The sequence below is a fragment of the Candidatus Competibacter denitrificans Run_A_D11 genome, from assembly GCF_001051235.1.
Lineage (GTDB): Bacteria > Pseudomonadota > Gammaproteobacteria > Competibacterales > Competibacteraceae > Competibacter_A > Competibacter_A denitrificans.
Genome location: NZ_CBTJ020000083.1, coordinates 21,585 through 42,492, shown reverse-complemented (window position 1 = coordinate 42,492; position 20,908 = coordinate 21,585). Strand labels below are relative to the sequence as shown.

Sequence of the window (20,908 nt, the reverse complement as noted above, 5' to 3'; positions counted from 1 at the left end):
GCTAAAACGGATTCATTCATGTGGCGCGAGAGAGATGACCAGGACATCCTTGAACATCCTTATAGGTCAATGACTTAGTTTTTTGTCCTGTACTTAGCTAAAACCGAAGAAATGGTGGATCTCTCCTTGCGCCTCTACCATCATCTCCATGATCACCCCGCCGCCTTCGCGGCCCTTTCTGCAACCTTCTTATCTATCTTTGGTTAGGATTATCATTTACTCTTACTACGAGCTAAACGTTTTGCGTTCGCTACGGCTCGTTGATGAATTAGGAGCCAAGCCTTTTTCCATGATATCCATGGCACCTGCGCTCGTCCGGCGGGCGGCAGACACTTGAGCTTTTAAGCCCCGTTTTCCGGAGGGAGTTAACAAAGCACGGGTCAGCGTTTGGCTGTTGTGAAACGCTGCAAAGGCCATAGCGGACCAAGATTCCGCAAATGCTGCGACCTTTTCCGTGCCCATGCGCTGAAACTCTTTGGCATCGCGCGCTGACGGTTTCGAGCCAGCTCGCGCCATGCGGCCTAATCGGTGTGCGACCACTTGGGGGGTAGCAAACGCCAGTTCCATCATCTGGGCGGGTACAGATTTGGATTTCTTAGTACGGCGACTTACCATGAAAGTATTCCTAAATAACTGTCTGTTCCAATCTCTGACAGTTGATTCTGTGGTTCCTCCTGCCTAGCCCGCAAATTCCGACTTGTGCCGATCCTCTCCCTAAAAGGCCATTTCGAAGAACCTGTCATGTGTAAACTTCAGGCATGTTTCCATCTCCCAGGAGCGAGGCTCAAGCTATGAAATATCTCGCTATGATTGCCCTCTTAGCCATCTTCATCGGCGCCGTTCTTCAATACCTCAGTTATCAGGGTCGGCCACCGCCACCTGATAAAGATTCAGGCTGGTCACAGCGGTAGGCGATTTCGCCTTTTTGTGAAAGGTTATCCATGGCTCCCGGCCAACCCTGTGACTGCGAGCCTTGCAAAATATCGCCCACAGCATAGCTCTACTGGACATTTCCTGACTTCTCCGTCCAGACTTATCCATTATTTCCCAGCCCGACGGAACACTCGACCATGAAAATTGAAACCCTTGCCATCCACGGCGGCTATACGCCCGAATCCACCACCAAGGCCGTTGCCGTTCCGATTTATCAAACCACCTCCTACGCCTTCGACGATACCCAGCACGGGGCCGATTTATTCGATCTTAAAGTACCGGGAAATATCTATACCCGCATTATGAATCCCACCACTGCGGTGCTGGAACAACGAGTGGCGGCGATGGAAGGCGGGGTCGGGGCGCTGGGCGTAGCTTCCGGCATGGCGGCAGTGACTTACGCCATCATGACGATTGCCGAGGCGGGCGATAACATTGTCACCACCTCAACATTGTACGGCGGCACCTACAACCTGTTCGCCCATACCTTGCCACGCTACGGCATTCAAGTTCGGTTCGCCGATTACCGCGATCATGCCGCGATGGGTCGGCTGATTGATGACAAGACCAAGGCGGTTTTTTGTGAATCCATCGGCAATCCGGCGGCCAATGTGGTGGATATGGGCGCATTGGCGGAGGTGGCGCACGCGCACGGGGTGCCGCTGATTGTGGATAATACCGTGCCGACCCCCTATCTGTGCCGACCCTTTGAGCATGGTGCGGACATCATCGTCCATGCGCTGACCAAATACATGGGCGGTCACGGCACCAGCATTGGCGGCGTCATCGTCGATTCCGGTCGCTTTCCGTGGACTGAGCACAAAGCCCGCTTTATCCGGCTGAATGAACCCGATCCCTCCTATCACGGCGTGGTCTATGTCGAGGCGCTGGGGCCAGCGGCCTTCATCGGGCGGGCGCGGGTCGTGCCATTGCGCAACACTGGCGCAGCCATTTCGCCGTTCAACAGCTTCCTGATTCTGCAAGGCATCGAGACGCTACCAGTGCGGATGGATCGCCATTGCGAGAATGCGCTCAAGGCTGCCACCTATTTGCAAGGTCATCCGCAAGTGGCCTGGGTCAACTATCCGGCCCTGCCCGATAGTCCCGCCAAGCCGCTGGTCGATAAGTACATGGGCGGACGTGGTTCCAGCATCCTCAGCTTCGGCATCAAGGGGGGACGCGAGGCCGGGGCCAAATTCATCGACGCGCTGCAACTCATTGTACGACTCGTTAATATCGGTGACGCCAAGTCACTGGCCTGCCATCCCGCCACCACCACTCACCGCCAACTATCGCCAGAGGAATTAGCTAGAGCCGGGGTCAGTGAGGATTTGGTGCGGCTGTCCATCGGCATCGAGCACATCGACGATATTCTGGCCGATCTGGAACAGGCGCTGGCAGCGGCGAAGTAGTGGCTCCGGTAGCGGATAACTTTTGAGGAGATCGATACTATGAAAGCACGCGCCGCTGTGGCCTGGGAGCCAAAAAAACCGCTGGTAATTGAGCAGGTTGAAGTCGAAGGGCCAAAGGAAGGCGAGGTTTTACTCAAAGTGGTGGCGACTGGGGTCTGTCATACCGACGCCTTCACCTTGTCGGGTGATGACCCGGAAGGTGCCTTTCCCTGCATTCTGGGCCATGAAGGCGGCTGTGAAGTGGTCGAATGTGGCCCCGGCGTCAAGGGCCTGAAACCCGGCGATCATGTCATTCCGCTCTATATCCCGGAATGTGGCGAATGCGCGTATTGCCGTTCGACGAAATCGAACCTGTGCCAATCCATCGCCGCCACGGTGTGGACGGGTTATATGCCCGATCACACCCGCCGCTTTTCCTGCAAGGGTCAGCCGCTGTTTCACTATATGGGTTGCTCGACCTTCGCCGAATATACCGTGGTGCCGGAAATCGCGCTGGCCAAGATCAATCCCGCTGCACCGCTGGATAAAGTGTGCCTGCTCGGTTGCGGCGTCACCACCGGCATCGGCGCAGTGCTGAATACGGCCAAAGTCGAGCCAGGTTCGACGGTCGCGGTATTCGGCCTCGGCGGCATCGGCCTGTCGGTGATTCAGGGCGCGGTGATGGCCAAGGCGGGGCGAATTATTGCCGTCGATCTCAATTCCGATAAATTTGCCATGGCGACCTCCTTGGGAGCGACAGATACTCTCAATCCCAAGGAACTCAGCGGCGATCTGGTTGAGGCGATTAAAGAGATGACCAACGGCGGCGTCGATTATTCCTTCGAGTGCATCGGCAACGTCAACGTGATGCGCCAGGCGTTGGAGTGTTGCCACATGGGTTGGGGCGTGTCCACCATCATCGGCGTAGCCGGGGCCGGTCAGGAAATCCGCACTCGCCCGTTCCAACTGGTCACCGGCCGCACCTGGAAAGGCACCGCGTTTGGCGGGGTCAAGGGCCGCACCCAGTTACCCGGTTACGTGGAAAACTACCTCAATGGCCAAATCGAACTGGACAGCATGGTGACACACACGATGCCTCTGGAAGAGATCAACACCGCTTTTGACCTGATGCACGAAGGTAAGAGCATCCGTTCCGTGATTCTGTTTTAGGAGCATTTGCCGGTGGAGCACATCGAAGCGATCAAGGAATTCGGCGGCTGGCTCAATCGCTATCGCCACCGCTCGCAGCTTTGCCATTGCGATATGACCTTTTCAGTGTATCTGCCACCGGCGGCAGCTACGGCAAAAGTCCCGGCGGTCTACTGGCTGTCCGGCCTGACCTGCACCGATGACAATTTCCGGGTCAAGGCCGGGGCGCAGCGCTACGCAGCGGAACTGGGGCTGGTGCTGGTCATCCCCGACACCAGCCCGCGTGGTGCGGATGTGCCGGATGTGCCGGAACGCTACGATCTTGGCCAGGGTGCGGGTTTCTATGTCAACGCCACCCAGGCGCCATGGGCAACCCATTACCAGATGTATGATTACGTCACCCGCGAGTTACCGGCGCTAGTCGAGGCAAATCTGCCGCTGACTGACGCCCGTGCCATCACCGGCCATTCGATGGGTGGTCACGGCGCCCTCATCTGCGCCTTGAAAGAGCCGGGCCGCTATCGTTCCGTTTCTGCCTTCGCACCGATTTGTCACCCGATGGCCTGCGGCTGGGGCCAGGGTTGTTTTGGCGCATATCTGGGCAAGGAGCGGGAAACGTGGGCCGCTTACGACGCCACCCGCCTGATTGAGGACGGGGCAGCGGCCATTCCTTTGCTGATCGATCAGGGCACGGACGACGAATTCCTGGCCCAGCAACTCCATCCAACCTCACTGGAGCGGATTTGCGCGGCGCGGAAATTCCCGCTGACCTTGCGCTGGCAAGAGGGTTACGATCACAGTTATCACTTCATTGCGAGCTTCATCGGCGAGCATCTGGCTTATCACGCCGATCATCTGCGGTGAACCAGGAACTGTTGAAATGGCTGGAAAGGGCGTTACGTGGTGAACTGAATCGCACCCGCCGACGCAGAAATCGCTCGGTGTGGGTGATGGGCGGCTTGATCATAGCCATCATTGCAATCAGTTATATCTTGCATGAGCCGAAGGCTCCACCTTCCACCACAGCCAAGGGAGCTGAATTGATATGCAGCGTCAAGGCGGTCTATGACGGTGACACCTTGGTTGCCAGTTGTCCGGCTGGTGAAGTGAAGGTGCGTGTATTCGGTATCGATGCACCGGAGATGAAGCAAGAACCTTGGGGAGATCGCTCACGGGAATCGTTGCGTGGCTTGCTGCCTCGTTTCGGGTCCGTCAGCCTGTACATCATGGATCAGGACCGCTATGGGCGCACGGTCGCCCAAGTCTTGGCCGGCGACCGTGATGTCGGGTTGGAAATGGTCCGGCAGGGCCACGCGGTCGTCTATGCGCAATACAATCACTCACCCGTTTACCGCCAAGCCCAGACAGAAGCCAAGCAAGCCCGGCGCGGCATTTGGGCGAAACCGGGCAGCCAACAAGATCCCGCCACCTGGCGGCGGCTAAACCTGCGCTGAGCTTGATGATGGCGGATAGCCGCGTGTTCCCTGAACCAGGCAAGCCAGCGCTGGTGCAACCTGAAGGCGCTCATTATTTTTGCCGGGGTGACTGGACGCTGGCCGGAATCGAGGACTTGGATTCGCGGTTGGCGGGGGTGAATTGGCCTAATAAAGACCTCCAATTGGACGGCTCCGGGATCGGAGCCATCGACACCACCGGCGCATTGCGACTGCTCAATCTTGTCGCTGAGCTGGAGCGAGCCGGCCACCCGGTCACGCTTATCGGGTTGCGCCCGGAGCAGCGAGCCTTGCTGGACCTGGTGCGGGAGCGCCGTGCCGATGCGGGGGTTTCAGCGCCGCCGCTGACCCGTTCCAATCCACTGGAGAGACTGGGCCGAGCGTTCGTATCCCATGCGCAGGCTGGATTGCAATTTCTGGGCTTTGTCGGCGAGGCGGCGGTCTCCTTGGTTCACGCGCTGTGGCGTCCTGATCGATTACGCTGGCGGGCGTTGTTTGGCAATATTGAAGATGCCGGGGTTAGAGCACTGCCGATCATCGCCTTGCTCGCCTTCATGCTGGGTATTGTCATCGCCTATCAAGGGGGCCAGCAGCTCAAGATTTATGGTGCCAACATCTTCATCGTCGAGCTGATTTCGCTGACCATGTTGCGCGAGCTGGCACCGCTCATCACCGCTATCATCGTTGCCGGTCGCACCGGTTCGGCCTATACCGCTCAGATCGGCACCATGCAAATCACGGAGGAGGTGGATGCACTGCGCACCATCGGCATTGCGCCAATGGATTTGCTGGTACTGCCTAAGCTCTTGGCGCTGGTTATCGCGCTGCCGCTGTTAACGGTGTTCGCCGATGCGCTCAGCCTGTTCGGTGGAATGGTCATGGCTCAGGCGCTGCTGGATGTGAGCTTCACCGATTTTCTGGAGCGTGTGCCGCGCGTGGTGACCTTGACCTCCTTCTTGTTGGGAGTGGGCAAGGCACCGGTATTCGCCGCTATCATCGCGCTGGTCGGATGCTATCAGGGCTTCCACGTCCGTGGTGGCGCTGATAGCGTAGGCCGGCAAACCACCGTCAGCGTAGTGCAGTCGATCTTTTTGGTGATCGCCGCCGATGCTTTATTTTCGGTCGTGCTCGGCGGGATAGGGCTATGAGCGTGCCCTCTCAGGCTAAACCCTCGGTTATCGCCATTCGCAATCTGCGCAACGGCTTTGGCTCGGTGATCATCCACGAGAAGCTGGATTTGGATATCCATCGCGGTGAAGTCGTGGCGCTGGTCGGCGGCAGTGGTTCAGGCAAGACCACGCTGTTGCGGTCGATCATCATGTTGCTCCAGCCGATCAGCGGTTCGATCAAACTGTTCGGTCAGGAAATCGTCGGGATCGATGAGCAGGCGGCGTTTCAATTGCGGCGCCGGTTCGGGATGCTATTCCAGCAAGGTGCGCTGTTCAGCTCATTGACGGTGCGGGAGAATGTGGGGGTGCCATTGCGGGAACATACATCCCTATCAACCAAGGATATCGCGGAGATCGCCGATTTGAAGATTGCACTCGCTGGCTTGCCGGCCGACGCGGGTGGCAAGTTGCCGCGCGAATTGAGCGGCGGGATGCTCAAGCGAGCAGCCTTGGCCCGCGCCCTGGCGTTGGACCCGGCGTTGCTGTTTCTAGACGAACCCACCGCCGGACTTGATCCGGTGAGCGCCGGTGCTTTTGATGAACTGGTGGCACAACTTAAAAAATCGTTGGGGCTGACCGTGGTAATGGTGACGCATGATCTGGATACTTTGTGGCAAACCACTGACCGGGTGGCGTTTCTCGGAGAAAAGCGGGTGATTGGCTATGCGCCGATGGCAGAATTAACCCGTTCCGAGCACCCCTTGATTCGGGCTTATTTTGAGGGGCCGCGCGGTCGCGCCGCCGAGAATCGGCGTGCTGAGTAAAGTCAACTATACGCTGGTCGGTTTGTTCGTCGTGCTGCTGGGAGCGGCCCTGCTGGGTGTCGTGTTCTGGCTTACCGTGGGCGGTGATGCCAAAGTTTACGACCGCTATCGGGTGTATTTTCAGGAATCAGTGGCTGGCCTGAACTTAAAAGCGACGGTGCGTTATCGGGGGGTTCAAGTCGGTCAAGTCGAATCGATTCAGCTTAATCCAGCTAACCCTGATCAGGTCGCTGTCATCCTGGATATCGAGCGCGGCACGCCGATCCGGCGCGATACCATCGCAACCTTATCGACGCGCGGCTTAACCGGTGTCGCGTCGGTGGAACTGAGCGGTGGCGGGGCCGGTTCGCCGCCCCTCGAAAAGCAAGCCAATCAAGATTTGCCGGTGATTCGGGCCGGGCCGTCGTTGGTCGCGCGGCTGGACGATGCGTTCAATAACATCCTGACTAACGTCAATAATTTCTCAAACCGTTTAGAACAGTTGCTGAGTGATGATAACCAGAAAGCCATTGCCGAGATTTTACGCCATGGCAGCACGATCACCGGCACGATAGCCGGCCGGGCTGATAGTGTGGATCGCATTGTGAAAAATGTTGAAGGGTTCACCGGCGAATTGGCCAAGCGCACCGACCGGTTGGGCAAGGTCTTGGATCGCTTGGCGACCGATTTGGAAGCTGGCGGTGATCTGGTCGGCCAAGCACGCGCGACCCTCACTGATTTCCGGGCGGCAGCACAATCGGTGCGTAAGACAGCCGATACGTTCAATCAAACCGGCCAGGATGTGAGTGGTGTGGCGCAGGTCGGTCGGCAGGAATTGCGGCGTCTGGGGGAAATCGGGCCATCGGTCAATGAAATCTTGGTGCAAGCGAACGATCTGGTCGAGACGTTACGACGGTTGGCCGAGCTATTGGAACAACATCCGCGCGCTCTATTGCTGGGCAAACCCACGGGGCGGCCGGGTCCGGGTGAGAAGTGAGTCATCGCCTCATGATCACCCTGTGCAGTCAGAGAATTCAGGTTTTTTTGTCAATGCCTCTTAAGGGAGAAGAATGATGGTGAACGGCTCAGAAAGCCGATTAAAGATCAAAACTAATCGCTTTGTATGGGCGTTGCTGTGTCTGGCCACGCTCGTTGGCTGCTCGCTACCGCAAGACAGATCCGAGCCGCCACAGTCTTATCTACTGGATGGGGGGAATTTCTCGCCACCGACGGCACGGCGCTCGAATGGGAAGACGCTGCTGGTCACGGTGCCGAAGGCCGCTCCGGGATTCGACTCCAACCGAATCGCCTATACCAAAGAGCCGCTGAAATTGGATTACTACAGCAACAATATCTGGAGCGATACGCCGGCGAAGATGTTATTGCCGGTTTTAGTACGCGCCTTCGAAGGCACCGGTGCTTTTAAGGCGGTGGTCTCGCCGCCGGCACCGACGATGGCGGATTTGCGGGTGGATGTCGATGTCATGCGTTTGCAACAAGAATTTGTCGCTTCACAACCAAGCCGGGTGCGACTGATGACGCGCATCAAAGTCTTGAATATGAAAAGTGGCCATGTATTGGCAACCCAAGTGTTCGAAGCGATTGAGCCAGCGCCTACTGAAGATGCCTATGGCGCAGCCCAGGCAGCCAATAGGGCGCTTCAGAAATTATTGAATGATATGGTGCCTTTTGCTCTGCGTCATTTCGGTTAGCACGGGCGGGCCGCACGCCATCCGTAGGGAGTTTGCCAGTTTGGCAAGTCGTTTTGCTGCATTGCAATATAAACTTGGCTATAATCGGTCCCGCTTGAAATTCACTCTGTGGGGCCGTCATGTCGAAGCAGCACCCGATTATTGCGATTACCGGTTCGTCGGGAGCCGGCACCTCGACGGTTCGCGTCGCGATGGAGCACATCTTCTTTCGGGATGGGATTAACGCCGCCCTGGTCGAAGGTGACAGCTTTCACCGCTATGACCGGCTCGAAATGCAGCAGCAGGCGGAGCAAGCCTACGCCCAAGGCCGTTATCTGAGTCATTTTGGCCCAGAGGGCAATCTGTTCGACCGGCTGGAAGCTTTGTTCATGGAATACAGCGAGCATGGAACCGGCTTACGCCGTCACTATGTCCACGACCGGCAGGAAGCGGAGCGCTTGGCCCAGGAGCCTGGTAGCTTTACGCCTTGGCAGCAACTGCCGACTGAAACCGATCTGTTGTTTTATGAAGGGCTACACGGCGGCGTGGTCACCGACCGGATCAACGTGGCCTGTTATGTCGATTTACTGATCGGCGTGGTGCCGATCATCAATTTGGAATGGATTCAAAAGATCCATCGAGATACGGCCGAACGCGGCTATAGCGCCGAAGCGGTAACGGACACCATCTTACGGCGGATGTACGACTACACCCACTATATCGTGCCGCAATTCTCGCGCACCGACATCAATTTTCAGCGAGTACCAACGGTGGATACGTCCAACCCGTTTATCGCCCGCGATATTCCTACCCTCGACGAAAGCTTTGTGGTGATTCGTTTTAAGGATGTCCACAAGACGAAGCCGGATTTTGTTAATCTGTTACACATGATTCATGATTCGTTTATGTCACGTTGCAATACTATCGTCGTACCAGGAGGCAAGATCGGTTTCGCCATGGAGATTATTTTGCAACCCTTGATTGAGCGTCTGGTGCATCGAAGAGTTCTATAATCACCCCATCCAATCCTTCAGGCCCGTCGATTTGGCCTGGCCTTAACCGCATTGCGTTTTCCATGACTCCTGATTTCGGCTATTCACCGCTCAAGCTGTCCCTGCTTGGGGCCGATGATCCAGCGCCGTTTACCGTGCTCAACCCAGACGGCCAATCCGCAGTCGTCTTGGTGTGCGATCATGCCAGCAACCGAGTACCCGCATGCCTCAATGATTTAGGGCTGGGAGCAGCGGAGTTGTCCCGCCACATCGCGTGGGATATCGGAGCGGCGGAGGTTACCCGGCTGCTGGCGGCGCGCTTGAACGCACCGGCCGTGTTAGCTGGCTATTCACGGCTGGTGATCGATTGTAATCGTTCGCCTGGCGATCCCACGTCTATCGCCGAAATCAGCGATGGCGTGGTCATCACTGGCAATCAAAATCTGGGCGATGCCGCCGCCGAATCCCGCCTCGACAACGTATTCTGGCCTTACCATCATGCGATTACCGGAGCGCTGGTACACCGTTGGCGACACGGTAGCGGGCGAGTGCCGGCATTGATCGCCCTGCACAGCTTCACGCCGGTCATGAACGGGTTTCGTCGGCCATGGCATATCGGCGTACTATGGAATCGAGATCCTCGCCTGGCATTACCGGCATTGGCCCGATTTCGCGCCGATCCTGAACTCTGTGTGGGCGATAACGAACCTTATTCCGGCCGGGAAGTCGGTTTTACTATGGAGACACACGCGGCGGCGGCCGGCTTACCGCATGTCGAAATCGAAATTCGGCAGGATTTACTGGCGGATATGACCGGCTGCCAGCGGTGGGCGACGGTGGTGGGTGATGTTCTGGCGGCGATTTTGGCTGATGATGCGCTCTATCACGTTTGCCATTATTAATTGGCTATGACCGTGGTCGGCCCTGGCCAAGCGAGGTGGTGATGACGGTTTTTGGCGAGTTTTAGGATTTTGAGGTACGAGATGCAAAAACGCTGCGCCGCAGACGCTGCGCTTGCACCCGGCCGGACATGGCAGGTGGTGTTGGCCCTCGGCTATGGCACTGCTTGGCTCGCTCTATGGTTCGCCTCGTACCAGTTAAACTTGGTGGTCGGAATCAGCGCGTGGTTTCCGGCTGCTGGCTTGACCTTCGCCATTTTGCTCGAATGTGGAGGATGGGCCTTGGCGTTGCCGGTGCTGGTGTCCCTGATGGCCAATGGATCGATTTGGCCGTTGACCGCTTGGCCCTCTTATCTGGCAGCGAGCGTGTTGCCGCCACTCGGTTATCTCGGCGCGGCTCTGATCCTCCGATCTTATTCCGGTGGGCACGGACCGACACGCTTCAAGGATTTACATCGGGTAGCCGCATTTCTCGGCGCATCTGCGGGTGCGGCCTTCTTTGCGGCGCTGGTGAGCACGTACTTGTTCGAGACGGCTGGCCTATTGCCCGCCCAATCTTCAGTTTGGGCGGTCGTCCTTGGCTGGTGGATTGGGGAGTTTGTCGGGGTAGCGACCATTGCGCCGCTATTGCTGGTTTACGGGGTACCGTGGGTACAACGCCTACGCCAGGTTTCACTGCCAAAGCGATCTTCTTGGCGCGCAATCGTTCGTCTTTGCTCAGGCCATCTGTCTTTTCAACTGGCTCTGTCGGTCGGCGTGGTGGTACTGCTGTTTTGGCTACCGAGTCACTTTTCGCAGACTCAGCCGCAACCCTTTATCGCGCTGTTGTGGTTACCCATTCTGGTTTGGATTGTGGTCACGCATGGGGTGCGCGGGGCGGTCCTGGCAGTCCTTTGCTTTGAGTTGACGATCATCGGGGTTCTGCTGGTATTCGGCCCGCCGGCACTGATTTGGCAGTACCATTTGGTGATGACCGCGGTGGCGATCTTAGGGCTGATCACCGCTGCCTTCTTTCACGAGCAGGCCTACAACACCGTGCTGTTTCATGATCTGGCTGAGATCTCCAATGACTTGCTGTGGGAGTTCGACGCGGACGGTGCGCTGCGGACCCTGCGCGGGCAATTGGCGGCAACCATCCGCCTCCATGCAGGTACGGCCAGTGCCAATTGGCTGCGATTCATCGTCGAACAGGAGCAAGATACTGATTGGGTGGCGGTTCGACAGGCCCTTTCGCAGCGACAGCCATTTCGCCAACAGGTATTACTGATGGCACTGCCCGGTAGGGATCAACCGATCTGGACTCGTAATAGCGGTTTACCCATGTTCGGTGTTGCGGGCGAGTTTTTGGGTTATCGAGGCACCACGACGGATATCAGCGACCACAAAACAACCCAGACTCTCCAAAAAAAGACCGAAGCGTTGTTGCAGGATTATAACCAGACGCTGGAAGCAAAGATTGAAGCCAAAGTCGAGGAACGTACCCGAGCGTTGGCTGAGGCCAGTTTGCGTAATTGGCGCTTGGCGAACTACGACACGCTGACTGGACTCGCCAACCGCAACTTACTGTTCGAGCACTTACGCAAGGGGTTGCAGCAGTCCCGGCGTCAATGGCGGTTGCTGGCGGTCCTGTTGGTTGATCTGGATGGTTTCAAGCAGGTCAACGATATGCATGGGCACGATGCCGGTGATGAGCTGTTGCGTCAGGTCGCCGTGCGGTTACGGAACAGCATCCGGGCGAGCGATACGCCAGCGCGGCTGGGCGGTGATGAATTTATCTTACTGCTGCCTGATTTAGAGCGCCCGGAAATGGCGGTGACTGTCGCGGAAAAGATAATCACCTGCGTTGCTGAACCGGTCTCCTTGGGTACGACGACCGTTAGTGTGAGCGCCAGCATCGGTATCGCCATTTATCGGCCGGAGTCTCCGGCAACTTTGGAAGTCGCCATGAACCTACTTCGTCAGGCCGACAGCGCCATGTATGCCGCCAAACGAGGCGGCAAGAACGGTTGGCGATTTGCTGAGCAACCAGGCGATAGTTAAACGGTTTCCAGGTATTCAACCCGTAGCTGCAAGCGCCGCGTACCGCGCCATTCGTTGGCGTCCAGGCGGTAAGCGATACGTGCCCGACCCGTGACGGGACTGAAATCACGGGCGCGATTGAAGGCAATGGCTTCCAACTCGACCGCGCCGCCTTCTGGGCGCAACCACAGTTTCAAGTGCTGCTCTTTCAGCACGCGATGCGAGACGATGGTGAAAACCCCATCAAACAGCGGCTCAGGGAAACCCTGGCCCCACGGTCCCGCCTCGCTCAAGTGCTCAGCCGTTTCCAGGCAAAAGTGAGCAGGTGCCAATTCTCCATCGCTTAACAGCCGACCGTGCAGGTCCTCGGCGTGCAGCCAGCGGCGGATTTCGATGTCGAAGGCTTGGCGGAAGGCTGCAAAGGATTCGACCGCCAACGTCAGGCCAACCGCCATCGCATGACCGCCAAAATGATCGATCAATCCCGGTGTAGTAGCAGCTATGGTTGCCAGGGCATCCCGCAGATGAACCCCCTCCACTGAGCGACCTGAACCTTTCATCTTGCCACCACGATCCGGCGCGAACACGATGACCGGCCGGTGCAAACGATCTTTCAGACGGCCGGCGATGATGCCGACTACACCCGAATGCCAGTCTGGATCAAACAGGCAAAGGCCAAAGGCGAGTTCTCCGCCATCAAGTCCCACCTGATCCAAATGGGCCAGCGCCTCCGTTTGCATCTGCGTGGTGATTTCATTGCGCTGGCGGTTGATCATATCAAGCCGGCTGGCAATGGCTCGCGCAGTTTGTGGGTCATCAGCGAGCAGGCATTCAATCCCTTGGCTCATATCCTCCAGGCGACCGGCAGCGTTCAAGCGTGGAGCCAGATAAAACCCGATGTCGCTGGCGTGTAAGCGGGGTTGATCCCGCCCGGCCACGGCGCAGAGCGCGGTAATGCCGGCCACGCAACGGCCTTGCCGGATACGGCGCACCCCCTGATCGACCAAAATCCGGTTGTGGTGATCCAGCGGCACCACATCGGCCACCGTCCCGAAAGCGACCAGATCCAGAAATTGCGCCATGTTTGGTTCCGCCAAGCCGCGCGCGGTAAACCAACCCGCTTCCCGCAGCCGCGCGCGCAACGCCGACATCACGTAAAAAATCACCCCAACGCCGGCTAAACATTTGCTCGGAAAGCCGTCATCCGGCTGATTGGGGTTGATGATCACATCGGCCGAGGGCAGTTCTCGCCCCGGTAAATGGTGATCGGTGACTAACACCCGCATTCCCAGATTTTGGGCCGCTTTGACGCCTTCGTGACTGGAAATGCCGTTATCGACGGTGATCAGCAAGTCAGGTTGATCTTGCGCGGCGACCGCGACGATTTCCGGGGTCAGGCCGTAGTTGTGCTCGAAGCGATTGGGGACGCGGTAGCCGACCCAAGCCGCACCGAATGCACGCAGTGCCCGGATCGCCAATGCGCAACTGGTGGCGCCATCGGCATCAAAATCCGCGATGATCACGATGCGCCAGCATTCACGCAGCGCGGTGTAGAGCAACTCCGTCGCGCGCTCAATATCGCGCAATGTGGCTGGCGCGGCCAGGCATCGCAGTTCCTTGCTCAATTCGGCGCTGGAACGGATGTTGCGGGCGCTGTAAATCCGCTGGAGGAGAGGATCGACCGAGAGATCGCTGTTGGACGGATCTATCGAGCGGCGGACGATGAATTTAGGCATGGATTGATGGTGACGCCGCGTGGCAGCGTGAGTCAGCTCAGATAGAAGGCCAAAGCTTTCCGATAACGCCAAATATGCCAGCGGGCGGCCTTGGTCACGGTATAGCGGCGGCCATTGCCGGGATAAAGGTACAGCATCTCCAGTTGGCCCCGTTGTAGCCGGCGCTGACAAGGGGCGAACCATTGCTGTTCCAACCCACCGAGATGCTCCACCCAGACAGCAGGCTCACCCTCCGCCGCATCATGACGGGTCGTTTCCAGGACGATTAAGCTGTCCCGCTCACCCTCCGCAGCCGCTAGCCAATCATTGGCATCAACCGGCACTGGACTCGATGCAGCGCCAGCCAGCCGTGCTAAACCTCGGCACAGCGGATCGTCCGTGTACAACCCGGCAGCGGGCGCACGGGCGCTGGCCGGTAGGCGACCACCCCCCCAGAGCCAGATGCCGCTGATCAGCGGTTGACCGTGTTCCTCGCGCAAGCGGTTGACCGGGTGGGTGTGAAACAACATTTGCACTTCAGTCAAAAATTTGTGCCAGTGGCTTTTGTCCGGCCCATCAGGCAGCAAGGTGCGGAGATCGCGGCCGGTCGCCAGCGTCAGCGGCTGGGTCTGTACCTGGGGAGGGCTGGAAAATGGCAGATACCAGCGGTCGGGCCGCAAAGCTTCCAACTGCAAGCCATCGGCGGCGAAGGTTTGGTTGAACGCCGCCGCCAGCGCCTGGGCTTCCGCCGGTTCGATGGCCAGTAGCCGTGCATCAGCGAGAAACACGCTGCGCAAATCCGGGCGAAAATGCACTGGATCAGCCCGCCACCACCAGCGATCATCGGCGGTGCCCCCATCGGCGAGACGGGAGAGAGCCGCGACTGGTAAATCCCCAGCCGTCGGCGGCGGTACGCCAAACAATTCCAAGAGAACGGCATCCGTGGCGACGGGGGCGGGGGTTGCCGTGACACGCGCCAGCAACCATTCCAGGGCGGGTGCGTTCAGTTGGCGAAAAGCCGGATCGGTTCGGAGCAGCGGCCCAGCATCCAACAGGCCGGGGATTACCAGATGCAGGGTAGCGGTCACGGTCAGCGTTTGTCGGTATCGCTAAAATTCGCTTAATCCGATTCGAGATAATCCAGCCGAATGCGCATCACCGGCGCCCGGATGCTATCCAGTGCCTCAAGGGCGGCGATGGCCTGATTCATTCGTTGCTCCTTGACGGGATTGGTCAATAGCACCACCGGCACGACGCTCGCGGTGGCGGGAGCTTCCTTTTGCATAAAGGCTTCGATACCGATGCCACAGTCCGCCAGGATGCGGGTGATATCGGCCAGCACACCGGGCCGATCCAGCGCCAACAGCCGCAGATAGCAGGCGGTTTCGATCTCGTCCATCGGCACCACTGGCAAATCGGACAAGGCATCCGGCTGGAACGCCAGATGCGGAACGCGATTTTCTGGATCGGTGGTCAGGGTGCGCACCACATCAATGATGTCGGCAACCACTGCCGAGGCGGTCGGTTCCGCACCCGCGCCCGCGCCGTAAAACAGATTTTGGCCGACCGCATCGCCTTTGACCAACACCGCATTCATCACGCCGTTGACGTGGGCTAGCAGTTGCCGCTGCGGGATCAGCGTCGGATGGACCCGCAGTTGCACGCCGTGTTCGTCGCGCCGAGCGATACCGAGGTGTTTGATCCGGTAACCGAGCTTGGTAGCGTTCGCCACGTCATCACGAGTGATCCGACTGATGCCTTCGATGTAAACCTTGTCGAATTGCAGCGGGATGCCGAAGGCGATGGACGCGAGGATCGTCAGCTTGTGGGCAGCATCGATGCCCTCGATATCCAAGGTTGGGTCGGCTTCGGCATAGCCCAGCTTTTGCGCTTCGGCCAGTACGTCGGGGAAGTTGCGACCCTTGCCGCGCATTTCGCTCAAGATAAAATTTGCGGTGCCATTGATAATGCCCATCACCCATTCCAGGTGATTGCCGGCCAAGCCTTCGCGGATGGCTTTGATGATGGGGATACCGCCGGCCACCGCTGCTTCAAAGCCGACCATCATTCCTGCATCGCGGGCGGCGGCGAAGATTTCGTTACCGTGATTGGCGATCAGCGCCTTGTTAGCGGTCACCACATGCTTGCCGTTGGCCAGAGCGCGCAGCACCAAGCTGCGGGCCGGTTCATAGCCGCCCATCAGCTCAATGATGATCGAAACCTCAGGATCATCCACCACCTCCAAGCCTTCCTGAGTCAGTTTGATGCCGGTGGTGTTGGCCGTCGTGCTATCGAGATTACGGGCGGCGGCGTGGGTGATGAGGATATCCCGGCCGGCGCGGCGACTGATTTCACTGGCGTTACGAGCCAGCACGCGGGTAACGCCACCGCCGACCGTACCGAGGCCGAGGATGCCGACTTTAATGGGTGGATAGGAGCTTACGGTATTCATCAGACGGTTGCCGGGGTGGCGACTAAGGGAGTGGTGTCCCGGCTATCCTTGCGAAACATCTCGCGGATGCCGCGTAGTGCCTGCCGGGTGCGGTGTTCGTTCTCAATCAGGCCAAAGCGCACATGATCGTCGCCATATTCGCCAAAGCCGATGCCCGGTGAAACGGCGACTTTGGCATCGGTCAGCAGTTTTTTGCAAAATTCCAGCGAGCCGAGCGGCCGGTATTGCGCGGGGATTGGTGCCCAAACGAACATAGTGGCCTTGGGTTTCTCGATTTTCCAGCCGAGCGCGTTCAGGCCGTCGCACAGCACATCGCGGCGCTTTTGGTACAGGTCACGAATCGCACCGACGCATTCTTGCGGGCCTTCCAGCGCGGCGATAGCGGCCACTTGAATCGGTGTGAACATGCCGTAATCCAGATAAGACTTCATCCGGGCCAGCGCGCCGATCAAGGTCGGATTGCCGCACATGAAGCCTACCCGCCAGCCGGGCATGTTGTAGCTCTTGGAGAGGGTGAACGATTCGACTGCGATGTCCTTGGCTCCCGGCACTTGCAGGATGGACGGCGCGACATAGCCATCGAACACCAGATCGGTGTAAGCCAGATCATGAACTACCCAGATTTCATGCTCGCGGGCGATAGCCACCACCTTTTCAAAAAACGCCAGTTCCACGCACTGGGTGGTGGGATTGGCCGGAAAATTCAGCACCAGCATTTTCGGCTTGGGCCAGGAATCCTTGATGGCTTTTTCCAGTTCCGCGAAGAAATCGACGCCCGGCACCAGCGGCACATGGCGGATATCGGCCCCGGCGATGACGAAGCCATAGGGGTGGATCGGATAAGCCGGATTGGGTACCAGCACGGCATCACCTGGGCCTAAAGTGGCCAGCGCCAGATGGGCCAAGCCTTCCTTGGAACCGATGGTGACAATCGCTTCGGATTCTGGATCAAGCGCGACCGCATAACGGTTTTGATACCAGTTGCAGATCGCACGGCGCAAACGCGGAATCCCGCGCGAGACCGAATAGCGGTGAGTATCGCCACGGCGGGCGGTTTCCACCAGCTTTTCCACGATATGCGCCGGGGTTGGCTGGTCGGGATTGCCCATGCCGAAGTCGATGATGTCCTCGCCTCGGGCGCGAGCCTGAGCCTTCAAATCGTTGACGATGTTGAAGACATAGGGTGGCAGGCGTTTGATGCGTTGGAAATCGGCGTTCACGGTGGCGTTACCAAAGGCTGGGTCAAAGAGGTTTCTATCGCGGCGATCTGCGCTTGGATTGACGCTAAGCGGTTGGATCGGGATAAAAAGGGCGCTCGTTAGGTGAACTAAGCAGTCTACCGACGGGAAGGGCGGGGTTCAACTAAAAGCTGGCTTGTTGTTATAAAGACGGTTGACGCCGTGCAGCCGGTCGCCGCTCTGCAAAGCGAATATTCGCTGTGGTAGCGCGAGCCGGAGCAGGAGATTTTGCCGACGCTTGAAGAACTTGGCGTCGGCTTCGTGCCGTTCAGTCCGCTCGGTAAAGGCTTTCTGACCGGCAAGATCGACGACAAGACCGAATTCACTAAAGACGATTTTCGCAACATCGTACCGCGCTTTGCCGCCGAGGCGCGCGACATGGCCATCACTGAAGCGGCCCAGCGCCATCACGACCAATTGTTTCCGAATCACGCATCGGCGCTGAAAATCACCGATCCCGAATTGATCGAGATTTTCGACAATTGGGCCTTTGATGAGGTGCTGGAACACGCTGTGCTCGACATCAGCACCCGGCTGATGATGCAAGCACCTTGAACGCGCTCAGGATCGTCAACGAGAATCCTTGAGCCAGGCGCTAAACACTTGCCGCTGCTGTAAAATGCTTTAATTTCCATAGCCATCAGGGGATAGTGCCGGATGATGGAAATTATTCTTACGGGCGGCCGCGCGGCCGTTGAACTGGCGTTGTTCGTGTTGTTGCCGGTGATGGTGTTCATGCTGTGCCTGATGCGCCTGCTGGAGGCTAAAGGCGTCCTGGACTGGCTAGTGGGCGGCCTGGCCCCGATTTTTAGGCCCTTCGGACTCACCGGATTGAGCAGCTTTGCGGCCTTGCAAATCAGCTTTGTCGGCTTTGCTGCACCGATTGCTACCCTGACCATGATGGAGCAACGAGGCGCGTCCAATCGGCATCTGGCGGCCACGCTGGCGATGGTGTTCGCCATGTCGCAAGCCAACACCAGCCTGCCGCTGGCCGCCTTGGGTTTGCATTTGGGGCCGACCCTGCTGTTTTCCTTGCTTGGCGGCCTGGTGGCGGCGTCGGTGGTTTACTATGGCGTGGGTCGGAATTTGTCCAGCGAGGAGCATTTAACCGACGACACGCTTCACCACGCCAGCGCCGAAGGGGCAAAAGGCGTTCTGGACACCATCAACCGCGCCGGGGCTGAAGCGTTCAAAATCGCTATCGGCGCGATTCCACTGTTGGTCTTGTCGCTGGTGTTGGTGACCGCCCTGCGCCATGCGGGCGCGGTGGACGCGCTTACCCGTGGCTTGACGCCATTATTGGACGTGCTGGGCATCGATCCGGCGCTTATTTTGCCGACGGTGGTCAAATACCTGGCCGGTGGCACCGCGCTGTTGGGCGCCCTGGACGAGTTGTTGCGCCAGGGCCAATTCACGACGACGCTGTTAAATCAGAGCGCCGGATTTCTGATTAACCCGTTGGATTTGCCGGGCGTGGCGATTCTGGTTTCGGCGGGTCCTCGGGTCGCGCAGGTGTGGAAGCCCGCCGCTTTGGGCGCGGTGATCGGCATTCTGGTCAACGGTTTTACCCGCCTGCTGGTGTTTTCGTCATCATGAAGGAGCTAAGCGATGCAAAATGTGACTCTGAAACAAAGGGCCTGCTGAATTTTTTACCGGCGATGTCCGTATCTATCCTTTGTTCTCGGATAGGGAATGGGCGCCTTTTTCTGGTGCGTATGTCACCTTCGAGTCGGGCGCGCGTTCCGCTTGGCACATTCATCCGACCGGGCAGTATCTGATTGTGACCGCCGGAGTGGGTCGAACCGGAATCAGGGACGGCAAAAATGTCGAATGGCTGGAAAAAGTCACCGAAGAGCAATACAGCGGCCATTAAAATTCCCCAACCCTGCCGATTCCTTCACAAATCAGACGGTCTATTCTGTTGATTTACCCGCGCATAACCTTGGAGAACAGCATGACGATGAATGTACTGGGATACGCTGCTCATTCACCCACCGACGCTCTCGCGCCTTTTCACTTTGAGCGCCGTGAACCGCGCGCCAATGATGTGGTGATCGAAATTCTGTATTGCGGCGTCTGTCACTCCGACTTGCATACCGCCCGCAATGACTGGCAGAACACAACCTATCCGGTGGTGCCAGGTCATGAAATCATCGGTCGCGTGGTCAGCGCTGGTGCGGCTGCGACCCGCTTCAAAGTCGGCGATCAGGTTGGTGTCGGCTGTATGGTGGATTCCTGCCAGCATTGTGCGGCGTGCGAGCAAGGGCTGGAACAGTATTGCGAAGCCTTCCCGATTCTGACCTACAACTCTGTCGATCCGCACGATCAGATGACCACCTTCGGCGGCTACTCGCAAAAGATCGTCGTCTCCGACCAGTTCGTGCTGAAAGTCCCCGATGGTTTGGATTTGGCGGGCGCTGCACCGCTACTGTGCGCTGGAATCACCACCTGGTCGCCGCTACGCCACTGGAAAGTCGGCAAGGGCAGCCGAGTGGCGGTTATCGGCCTGGGCGGATTGGGTCACATGGCGCTGAAACTCGCCAAAGCCTTGCAGGCGGAGGTCACGCTGTTCAGCCGCTCGCCGGGTAAGGAGGCCGATGCGCGGCGCTTGGGCGCGGATCACATCGTGATTTCCACCGATGCCGAGCAAATGGAGGCCGCCAACAATCGGTTCGATCTGATCATCGACACTGTGCCATATATCCACGATCTCAATCCCTATCTGCCCAGCCTGGCGTTGAACGGCACCCTCGTGCTGGTCGGTTACCTTGGCGATCTCGACCCGATGCTGAACACCATCCCGTTGATCATGGGTCGCAAATCGGTGGCCGGTTCCCTGATCGGCGGCATCGCTGAAACCCAGGAGATGCTCGATTTCTGCGGCCAGCACGGCATTACTTCCGATATTGAAGTGATCACGATTCAGGCGATCAACGAAGCCTACGAACGGATGCTGAAAAGCGATGTGAAATATCGCTTTGTGATTGATATGGTGTCGTTGCAGGCTGCATAAAAACACCTTTTCTGATGGGCAAGGGGCTGAAATTTAAGTTCTCCAGATTT

At 58.0% G+C, this 20,908-nt stretch carries 18 protein-coding genes and 2 pseudogenes; 15 read left to right on the top strand and 5 right to left on the bottom strand.

Annotation, left to right across the window (positions count from 1 at the left end; genetic code table 11):
* Positions 1 to 225: 225 nt before the first annotated feature.
* Entirely contained in the window at positions 226 to 615 is a 390-nt protein-coding gene (locus tag BN873_RS14855; protein WP_048675395.1) for a hypothetical protein, read from the bottom strand.
* A 455-nt stretch (positions 616 to 1,070) separates the two neighbouring features.
* On the opposite strand from BN873_RS14855, the gene BN873_RS14850 reads away from it, so the two are divergent.
* The 11 genes from BN873_RS14850 (at position 1,071) to BN873_RS18890 (ending at position 12,461) form a co-directional block, all read left to right on the top strand.
* Positions 1,071 to 2,345, top strand: coding sequence for a bifunctional O-acetylhomoserine aminocarboxypropyltransferase/cysteine synthase (locus BN873_RS14850; protein ID WP_048675392.1), 1,275 nt, complete (start codon positions 1,071 to 1,073; stop codon positions 2,343 to 2,345).
* Positions 2,346 to 2,384: 39 nt separating this feature from the next.
* Positions 2,385 to 3,494 (top strand): S-(hydroxymethyl)glutathione dehydrogenase/class III alcohol dehydrogenase, encoded by a 1,110-nt coding sequence (locus BN873_RS14845; protein ID WP_048675389.1) that lies wholly within the window; start codon positions 2,385 to 2,387, stop codon positions 3,492 to 3,494.
* 12 nt (positions 3,495 to 3,506) lie between these two features.
* Positions 3,507 to 4,337, top strand: a complete 831-nt coding sequence (fghA, locus tag BN873_RS14840; RefSeq protein ID WP_048675387.1) for an S-formylglutathione hydrolase — start codon at positions 3,507 to 3,509, stop codon at positions 4,335 to 4,337.
* Positions 4,334 to 4,927, top strand: coding sequence for a thermonuclease family protein (locus BN873_RS14835; protein WP_048675385.1), 594 nt, complete (start codon positions 4,334 to 4,336; stop codon positions 4,925 to 4,927). The genes fghA and BN873_RS14835 overlap by 4 nt, the downstream gene beginning before the upstream one ends.
* 23 nt (positions 4,928 to 4,950) lie before the next feature.
* The gene (locus tag BN873_RS14830; protein WP_242434446.1) at positions 4,951 to 6,075 is read left to right on the top strand and encodes an ABC transporter permease; all 1,125 of its coding nucleotides are present in this window, start codon (positions 4,951 to 4,953) and stop codon (positions 6,073 to 6,075) included.
* Positions 6,072 to 6,860 (top strand): ABC transporter ATP-binding protein, encoded by a 789-nt coding sequence (locus BN873_RS14825; RefSeq protein WP_048675378.1) that lies wholly within the window; start codon positions 6,072 to 6,074, stop codon positions 6,858 to 6,860. Before BN873_RS14830 ends, BN873_RS14825 begins: the two co-directional genes overlap by 4 nt.
* Positions 6,850 to 7,836 carry an MlaD family protein gene (locus BN873_RS14820; RefSeq protein ID WP_048675376.1) on the top strand — a complete coding sequence of 329 codons (987 nt, stop codon included), beginning with the start codon at positions 6,850 to 6,852 and terminating at the stop codon, positions 7,834 to 7,836. The genes BN873_RS14825 and BN873_RS14820 overlap by 11 nt, the downstream gene beginning before the upstream one ends.
* A gap of 73 nt (positions 7,837 to 7,909) precedes the next feature.
* Positions 7,910 to 8,551: an ABC-type transport auxiliary lipoprotein family protein gene (locus BN873_RS14815; RefSeq protein WP_082161321.1), complete on the top strand. Its 642-nt coding sequence runs from the start codon at positions 7,910 to 7,912 to the stop codon at positions 8,549 to 8,551.
* Between the two features lie 119 nt (positions 8,552 to 8,670).
* Positions 8,671 to 9,543 carry a phosphoribulokinase gene (locus tag BN873_RS14810; protein ID WP_048675370.1) on the top strand — a complete coding sequence of 291 codons (873 nt, stop codon included), beginning with the start codon at positions 8,671 to 8,673 and terminating at the stop codon, positions 9,541 to 9,543.
* Positions 9,544 to 9,605: 62 nt separating this feature from the next.
* Entirely contained in the window at positions 9,606 to 10,424 is an 819-nt protein-coding gene (locus BN873_RS14805; protein WP_048675367.1) for an N-formylglutamate amidohydrolase, read from the top strand.
* Between the two features lie 81 nt (positions 10,425 to 10,505).
* Positions 10,506 to 12,461: a diguanylate cyclase domain-containing protein gene (locus tag BN873_RS18890; protein ID WP_053085395.1), complete on the top strand. Its 1,956-nt coding sequence runs from the start codon at positions 10,506 to 10,508 to the stop codon at positions 12,459 to 12,461.
* Here the strand turns inward: BN873_RS18890 and recJ are convergent.
* Genes recJ through alaC form a run of 4 tightly spaced genes read right to left on the bottom strand, consistent with a single transcriptional unit; the run spans position 12,458 to position 17,827 of the window.
* The gene (recJ, locus tag BN873_RS14795) at positions 12,458 to 14,176 is read right to left on the bottom strand and encodes a single-stranded-DNA-specific exonuclease RecJ (RefSeq protein ID WP_048675362.1); all 1,719 of its coding nucleotides are present in this window, start codon (positions 14,174 to 14,176) and stop codon (positions 12,458 to 12,460) included. The two genes, BN873_RS18890 and recJ, sit on opposite strands and share 4 nt — an antisense overlap.
* A gap of 32 nt (positions 14,177 to 14,208) precedes the next feature.
* The gene (locus BN873_RS14790; RefSeq protein WP_048675356.1) at positions 14,209 to 15,243 is read right to left on the bottom strand and encodes a hypothetical protein; all 1,035 of its coding nucleotides are present in this window, start codon (positions 15,241 to 15,243) and stop codon (positions 14,209 to 14,211) included.
* Positions 15,244 to 15,275: 32 nt separating this feature from the next.
* A complete protein-coding gene (locus BN873_RS14785; protein ID WP_048675353.1) occupies positions 15,276 to 16,607 on the bottom strand; it encodes a homoserine dehydrogenase in 1,332 nt (443 codons plus the stop codon).
* Entirely contained in the window at positions 16,607 to 17,827 is a 1,221-nt protein-coding gene (gene alaC, locus BN873_RS14780) for an alanine transaminase (RefSeq protein WP_048675350.1), read from the bottom strand. The genes BN873_RS14785 and alaC overlap by 1 nt, the downstream gene beginning before the upstream one ends.
* 171 nt (positions 17,828 to 17,998) lie before the next feature.
* On the opposite strand from alaC, the pseudogene BN873_RS21025 reads away from it, so the two are divergent.
* The 4 genes and pseudogenes from BN873_RS21025 to BN873_RS14760 all read left to right on the top strand — a co-directional run.
* A pseudogene (locus BN873_RS21025) lies at positions 17,999 to 18,220 on the top strand (aldo/keto reductase); the annotation flags it as partial.
* Between the two features lie 282 nt (positions 18,221 to 18,502).
* Positions 18,503 to 19,441, top strand: a complete 939-nt coding sequence (locus BN873_RS14770) for a nucleoside recognition domain-containing protein (RefSeq protein WP_048675343.1) — start codon at positions 18,503 to 18,505, stop codon at positions 19,439 to 19,441.
* 37 nt (positions 19,442 to 19,478) lie between these two features.
* Positions 19,479 to 19,718 (top strand): annotated as a pseudogene (locus tag BN873_RS21020) (cupin domain-containing protein); the annotation flags it as partial.
* Positions 19,719 to 19,799: 81 nt separating this feature from the next.
* A complete protein-coding gene (locus BN873_RS14760) occupies positions 19,800 to 20,858 on the top strand; it encodes an NAD(P)-dependent alcohol dehydrogenase (protein WP_048675339.1) in 1,059 nt (352 codons plus the stop codon).
* The last annotated feature ends 50 nt before the right edge of the window (positions 20,859 to 20,908 follow it).

Excerpts from the sequence above, each read along its gene's own strand:
- BN873_RS14855 (WP_048675395.1), bottom strand. The coding sequence starts at position 615 with ATGGTAAGTCGCCGTACTAAGAAATCCAAATCTGTACCCGCCCAGATG.
- BN873_RS14850 (WP_048675392.1), top strand. The coding sequence starts at position 1,071 with ATGAAAATTGAAACCCTTGCCATCCACGGCGGCTATACGCCCGAATCC.
- BN873_RS14845 (WP_048675389.1), top strand. The coding sequence starts at position 2,385 with ATGAAAGCACGCGCCGCTGTGGCCTGGGAGCCAAAAAAACCGCTGGTA.
- BN873_RS14825 (WP_048675378.1), top strand. The coding sequence starts at position 6,072 with ATGAGCGTGCCCTCTCAGGCTAAACCCTCGGTTATCGCCATTCGCAAT.
- BN873_RS14815 (WP_082161321.1), top strand. The coding sequence starts at position 7,910 with ATGATGGTGAACGGCTCAGAAAGCCGATTAAAGATCAAAACTAATCGC.
- BN873_RS14810 (WP_048675370.1), top strand. The coding sequence starts at position 8,671 with ATGTCGAAGCAGCACCCGATTATTGCGATTACCGGTTCGTCGGGAGCC.
- BN873_RS14805 (WP_048675367.1), top strand. The coding sequence starts at position 9,606 with ATGACTCCTGATTTCGGCTATTCACCGCTCAAGCTGTCCCTGCTTGGG.
- BN873_RS18890 (WP_053085395.1), top strand. The coding sequence starts at position 10,506 with ATGCAAAAACGCTGCGCCGCAGACGCTGCGCTTGCACCCGGCCGGACA.
- recJ (WP_048675362.1), bottom strand. The coding sequence starts at position 14,176 with ATGCCTAAATTCATCGTCCGCCGCTCGATAGATCCGTCCAACAGCGAT.
- BN873_RS14785 (WP_048675353.1), bottom strand. The coding sequence starts at position 16,607 with ATGAATACCGTAAGCTCCTATCCACCCATTAAAGTCGGCATCCTCGGC.
- BN873_RS14770 (WP_048675343.1), top strand. The coding sequence starts at position 18,503 with ATGATGGAAATTATTCTTACGGGCGGCCGCGCGGCCGTTGAACTGGCG.
- BN873_RS14760 (WP_048675339.1), top strand. The coding sequence starts at position 19,800 with ATGACGATGAATGTACTGGGATACGCTGCTCATTCACCCACCGACGCT.